We start from the raw sequence: 4,973 nt of genomic DNA on the forward strand, positions 1-4,973 counted from the left end.
CCGGGGGGGGGGCGGGGCGGGGGCGCCGGGGGGCGGGGTGTGGTGGGGGGGGGGGCGGGGGCGGGGCGCGGCACCGGGGGGGGGGGGGCCCCCCCCCCCCCCCCCCTCCCGTCCGCTGCCGCTAGGCCTTGCGGTGGCCTATCAGGCGGGGCTTGGGCTCCAGGCCGTCCAGGCCGTGCCACGCCAGGTTGACCAGGTGCGCCGCCACCTCCGCCTTCTTCGGCTTGCGGACGTCCAGCCACCACTGGCCCGTCAGCGCCACCATGCCCACCAGCGCCTGGGCGTAGAGAGGGGCCAGTTTCTGGTCGAAGCCCCGGGTCTTGAACTCCTGCCCGAGGATGTCCTCCACCTGCGTCGCGATGTCGGAGATGAGAGACGCGAACGTGCCCGTCGACTGCGCCACGGGGGAATCGCGGACCAGGATGCGGAAGCCGTCCGTGTACGTCTCGATGTAGTCGAGGAGGGCGAACGCCGCCTGCTCCAACAACTCCCTCGGATGCCCCGCCGTCAGCGCCCCCGTCACACCGTCGAGGAGCGCCCGCATCTCGCGGTCCACCACCACCGCGTACAGACCTTCCTTGCCCCCGAAGTGCTCGTACACGACCGGCTTGGAGACGCCCGCCTTCGCGGCGATCTCCTCCACCGACGTGCCCTCGAAGCCCTTGGCGGCGAAGAGCGTACGGCCGATGTCCAGCAACTGCTCCCGGCGCTCGGCACCCGTCATCCGGGTCCGGCGGGCGCGCCGGGGCTGCTTCTCTTTGCTGGAAGGGCTGGAATTGCTGGAGTCGGTCGCCACGTCGTCAATCATGCCGCGTCGACGGTCTTCGGCTTGCGGCGGGACTCGATGCGGGACTGCGACGGCCAGCGCACATCCGTCGCCCAGCCCAGCTGCTCGCACCAGCGGATGATCCGCGCCGACGAGTCCAGCTGGCCCTTCATCACGCCGTGCCGCGCCGACGTCGGGTCCGCGTGGTGCAGGTTGTGCCAGGACTCACCGCAGGACAGGACCGCCAGCCACCACACATTGCCCGAACGGTCGCGCGACTTGAACGGCCGCTTGCCCACCGCGTGGCAGATCGAGTTGATCGACCACGTGACGTGGTGGAGGAGGGCCACTCGCACCAGCGAACCCCAGAAGAAGGCCGTGAACGCGCCCCACCAGGACATCGTCACCAGGCCCCCGACCAGCGGCGGGATGGCCAGCGAGACGATCGTCCACAACAAGAACTGGCGTGAGATGCGGCGCAGCGCCGGGTCCTTGATCAGGTCCGGTGCGTACTTGTCCTGCGGCGTCTGCTCCTCATCGAACATCCAGCCGATGTGCGCCCACCACAGGCCCTTCATCAGCGCCGGGACCGTCTCGCCGAAGCGCCAGGGGGAGTGCGGGTCGCCCTCCGCGTCCGAGAACTTGTGGTGCTTGCGGTGGTCGGCCACCCAGCGGACAAGGGGACCTTCCACTGCCATCGACCCGGCGACGGCCAGCGCGATCCGCAGCGGGCGCTTCGCCTTGAAGGAGCCGTGCGTGAAGTAGCGGTGGAATCCGATCGTGATCCCGTGGCACCCCAGGTAGTACATGAAGACGAGAAGGCCGAGGTCCAGCCAGCTCGCCCCCCAGCCCCAGGCCAGCGGCACCGCCGCGACCAGGGCGAGGAACGGGACGGTGATGAACAGGAGCAGCGCGAGCTGCTCAAGCGAACGCTTCTTCTCGCCGCCGAGCGTCGCCGATGGCAGAGGGGCGTCCGAGGCCGCCCGGGGAGCGTCTTCGATCACATCGGTGTCGGAGTACGCATCGGAAGATGGGGTCATGGGCACGTCCCCTGTGGGGTCGAGGGTTGAGGGTTACAACGGTCACAGCGGGCGCCGGGTGCACACAGCCGTGCGCTCCCGTGGTTCCTACGGTCCCGTAACCTACGGCGTCGTAAGTATGGCAGTGCGGAACCTGGCGGCAAGAGGCCGCGAGCCCGTGCCGCGAAGTGACACTTATCCTTGGAATCGGTCGGACAGCGCGGTCCGCTCTCTATTTCCCCCGGAACACGGATTCCTATCCGGGCTGGGGACCCCTCCCAGACCTGACGTGCTTCAACACTGCAAGGAGCCGCACCTGTGAGCAGTGCCGACGACCAGACGAACACCACAGCCAGCACCGAGCTGCGCGCCGACATCCGGCGCCTCGGCGATCTGCTGGGCGAGACCCTCGTCCGTCAGGAGGGTCCCGAGCTCCTCGAACTGGTCGAGAAGGTCCGCCGCCTGACCCGCGAGGACGGCGAGGCAGCCGCCCGCCTTCTGGGTGGTACGGAACTGGAGACCGCGGCCAAGCTGGTCCGCGCCTTCTCCACCTACTTCCATCTGGCGAACGTGACCGAGCAGGTCCACCGCGGCCGCGAGCTGCGCGCCCGCCGGGCCGCCGAGGGCGGGCTCCTGTCCCGTACGGCCGACCGGCTCAAGGACGCCGACCCCGAGCACCTGCGCCAGACCGTGCAGCACCTGAACGTGCGGCCCGTCTTCACCGCGCACCCCACCGAGGCCGCCCGCCGCTCCGTCCTCAACAAGCTGCGCCGCGTCGCCGCGCTCCTTGAGACCCCGGTCATCGAGGCCGACCGGCGCCGCCACGACACGCGGCTCGCCGAGAACATCGACCTGGTGTGGCAGACCGACGAGCTGCGGGTCGTCCGCCCCGAGCCCGCCGACGAGGCGCGCAACGCCATCTACTACCTGGACGAGCTGCACGCCGGCGCCGTCGGGGACGTACTGGAAGACCTGACGGCCGAGCTCGAGCGCGTCGGCGTCGAGCTGCCCGAGGGCACCCGCCCGCTGACCTTCGGCACCTGGATCGGCGGCGACCGCGACGGCAACCCGAACGTGACGCCCGAGGTCACCTGGGACGTCCTGATCCTCCAGCACGAGCACGGCATCAACGACGCCCTCGAACTCGTGGACGAGCTGCGCGGCTTCCTCTCCAACTCCATCCGCTACACCGGAGCCACCGAGGAGCTGAAGTCCTCCCTCCAGCTCGACCTGGAGCTGCTGCCCGAGATCAGCCCCCGCTACAAGCGGCTCAACGCCGAGGAGCCCTACCGGCTCAAGGCCACCTGCATCCGGCAGAAGCTGGAGAACACCAAGCAGCGCCTGGCCCGCGGCACCGCCCACGAGCCGGGGCGCGACTATCTGGGCACCGGCGAGCTCCTGCACGACCTCACCCTCGTCCAGACCTCGCTGCGCGAGCACAAGGGCGGCCTCTTCGCCGACGGCCGGATGAACCGCACCATCCGTACGCTCGCCGCGTTCGGCCTGCAGCTCGCCACCATGGACGTACGCGAGCACGCCGACGCCCACCACCACGCGCTCGGGCAGCTCTTCGACCGGCTCGGCGAGGAGTCCTGGCGGTACACGGACATGCCGCGCGAGTACCGGCAGAAGCTGCTCGCGAAGGAGCTGCGTTCGCGGCGCCCGCTCGGCCCGTCCCCGGCGCCGGTCGACGCCGCAGGTGAGAAGACCCTCGGCGTCTTCCTCACCATCAAGAAGGCCCTCGAAGTGTTCGGACCCGAGGTCATCGAGTCGTACATCATCTCGATGTGCCAGGGTGCCGACGACGTCTTCGCCGCCGCTGTGCTGGCGCGTGAGGCCGGGCTCATCGACCTGCACGCCGGCTGGGCGAAGATCGGCATCGTGCCGCTCCTGGAGACCACGGACGAGCTGCGCGCCGCCGACGTCATCCTGGACGAGATGCTCGCCGACCCGTCGTACCGCCGCCTGGTCGCCCTCCGCGGTGACGTCCAGGAGGTCATGCTCGGCTACTCGGACTCCTCCAAGTTCGGCGGCATCACCACCTCGCAGTGGGAGATCCACCGCGCCCAGCGCAGGCTGCGTGACGTCGCGCACCGCTACGGCGTACGTCTTCGGCTCTTCCACGGCCGCGGCGGCACCGTCGGCCGTGGCGGCGGCCCGTCGCACGACGCGATCCTCGCGCAGCCGTGGGGCACGCTCGAGGGCGAGATCAAGGTGACCGAGCAGGGCGAGGTCATCTCCGACAAGTACCTGGTGCCTTCGCTGGCCAGGGAGAACCTGGAGCTGACGGTCGCGGCGACGCTGCAGGCCTCCGCGCTGCACACCGCCCCCCGCCAGTCCGACGAGGCGCTCGCCCGCTGGGACGCGGCGATGGACGTCGTCTCGGACGCCGCGCACTCCGCTTACCGCAAGCTGGTCGAGGACCCGGACCTGCCGACGTACTTCCTCGCGTCGACGCCGGTCGACCAGCTCGCCGACCTGCACCTCGGCTCCCGGCCATCGCGACGCCCCGGCTCGGGCGTCTCGCTCGACGGCCTGCGCGCCATCCCGTGGGTCTTCGGCTGGACCCAGTCGCGGCAGATCGTGCCGGGCTGGTTCGGGGTCGGCTCGGGCCTGAAGGCGCTGCGCGAGGCCGGTCTGGACACCGTGCTCTCCGAGATGCAGGAGCACTGGCACTTCTTCCAGAACTTCATCTCGAACGTGGAGATGACGCTGGCCAAGACGGACCTGCGGATCGCCCGCCATTACGTGGACACGCTCGTCCCCGACGAGCTGAAGCACGTCTTCGACGTGATCGAGGCGGAGCACGCGCTGACGGTGCAGGAGGTCCTTCGGGTCACCGGCGGCGAGGAACTGCTCGATTCCCACCCGGAGCTCCAGCAGACGTTCGGCATCCGTGACGCCTACCTGGACCCGATCTCGTATCTCCAGGTCGCGCTCCTGAAGCGGCAGCGGGATGCGGCGGCCGCGGGCGAGGAGGCCGACCCGTTGCTCGGGCGGGCGCTGCTCCTCACCGTGAACGGTGTGGCTGCTGGGCTGCGTAACACCGGCTGAGTCCCGTCTGCGGGTTGTGGTCCGTCCTCGCGCAGTTCCCCGCGCCCCCGAGGGGCGCGGGGGCCCGCCGGGGGGAGAAGGCCCACGGCACGGACGACGCCCTCAGCCACGCGCCGCCCGCCCACGCCCGGGCC

3 protein-coding genes are annotated in these 4,973 nt (G+C 70.5%); 1 reads left to right on the forward strand and 2 read right to left on the reverse strand.

Annotated elements, in window-relative coordinates; genetic code table 11:
* Positions 1 to 121: 121 nt before the first annotated feature.
* Positions 122 to 808 carry a TetR/AcrR family transcriptional regulator gene (locus ACFWY6_RS43325; protein ID WP_360770459.1) on the reverse strand — a complete coding sequence of 229 codons (687 nt, stop codon included), beginning with the start codon at positions 806 to 808 and terminating at the stop codon, positions 122 to 124.
* Complete coding sequence (locus ACFWY6_RS43330) at positions 805 to 1,806, reverse strand: acyl-CoA desaturase (RefSeq protein WP_384702791.1); 1,002 nt, start codon at positions 1,804 to 1,806, stop codon at positions 805 to 807. The genes ACFWY6_RS43325 and ACFWY6_RS43330 overlap by 4 nt, the downstream gene beginning before the upstream one ends.
* 297 nt (positions 1,807 to 2,103) lie before the next feature.
* Here ACFWY6_RS43330 and ppc point away from each other — a divergent pair, with 297 nt between their 5' ends.
* Entirely contained in the window at positions 2,104 to 4,839 is a 2,736-nt protein-coding gene (gene ppc, locus ACFWY6_RS43335; protein WP_384702793.1) for a phosphoenolpyruvate carboxylase, read from the forward strand.
* Positions 4,840 to 4,973 lie beyond the last annotated feature (134 nt).

This window comes from Streptomyces sp. NPDC059037 (assembly GCF_042740015.1).
Classification (GTDB): Bacteria; Actinomycetota; Actinomycetes; order Streptomycetales; family Streptomycetaceae; genus Streptomyces.

What these genes read in the sequence shown, in the direction of transcription:
- ACFWY6_RS43325 (WP_360770459.1), bottom strand. Translation starts at nt 808, where the DNA reads ATGATTGACGACGTGGCGACCGACTCCAGCAATTCCAGCCCTTCCAGC.
- ACFWY6_RS43330 (WP_384702791.1), bottom strand. Translation starts at nt 1,806, where the DNA reads ATGACCCCATCTTCCGATGCGTACTCCGACACCGATGTGATCGAAGAC.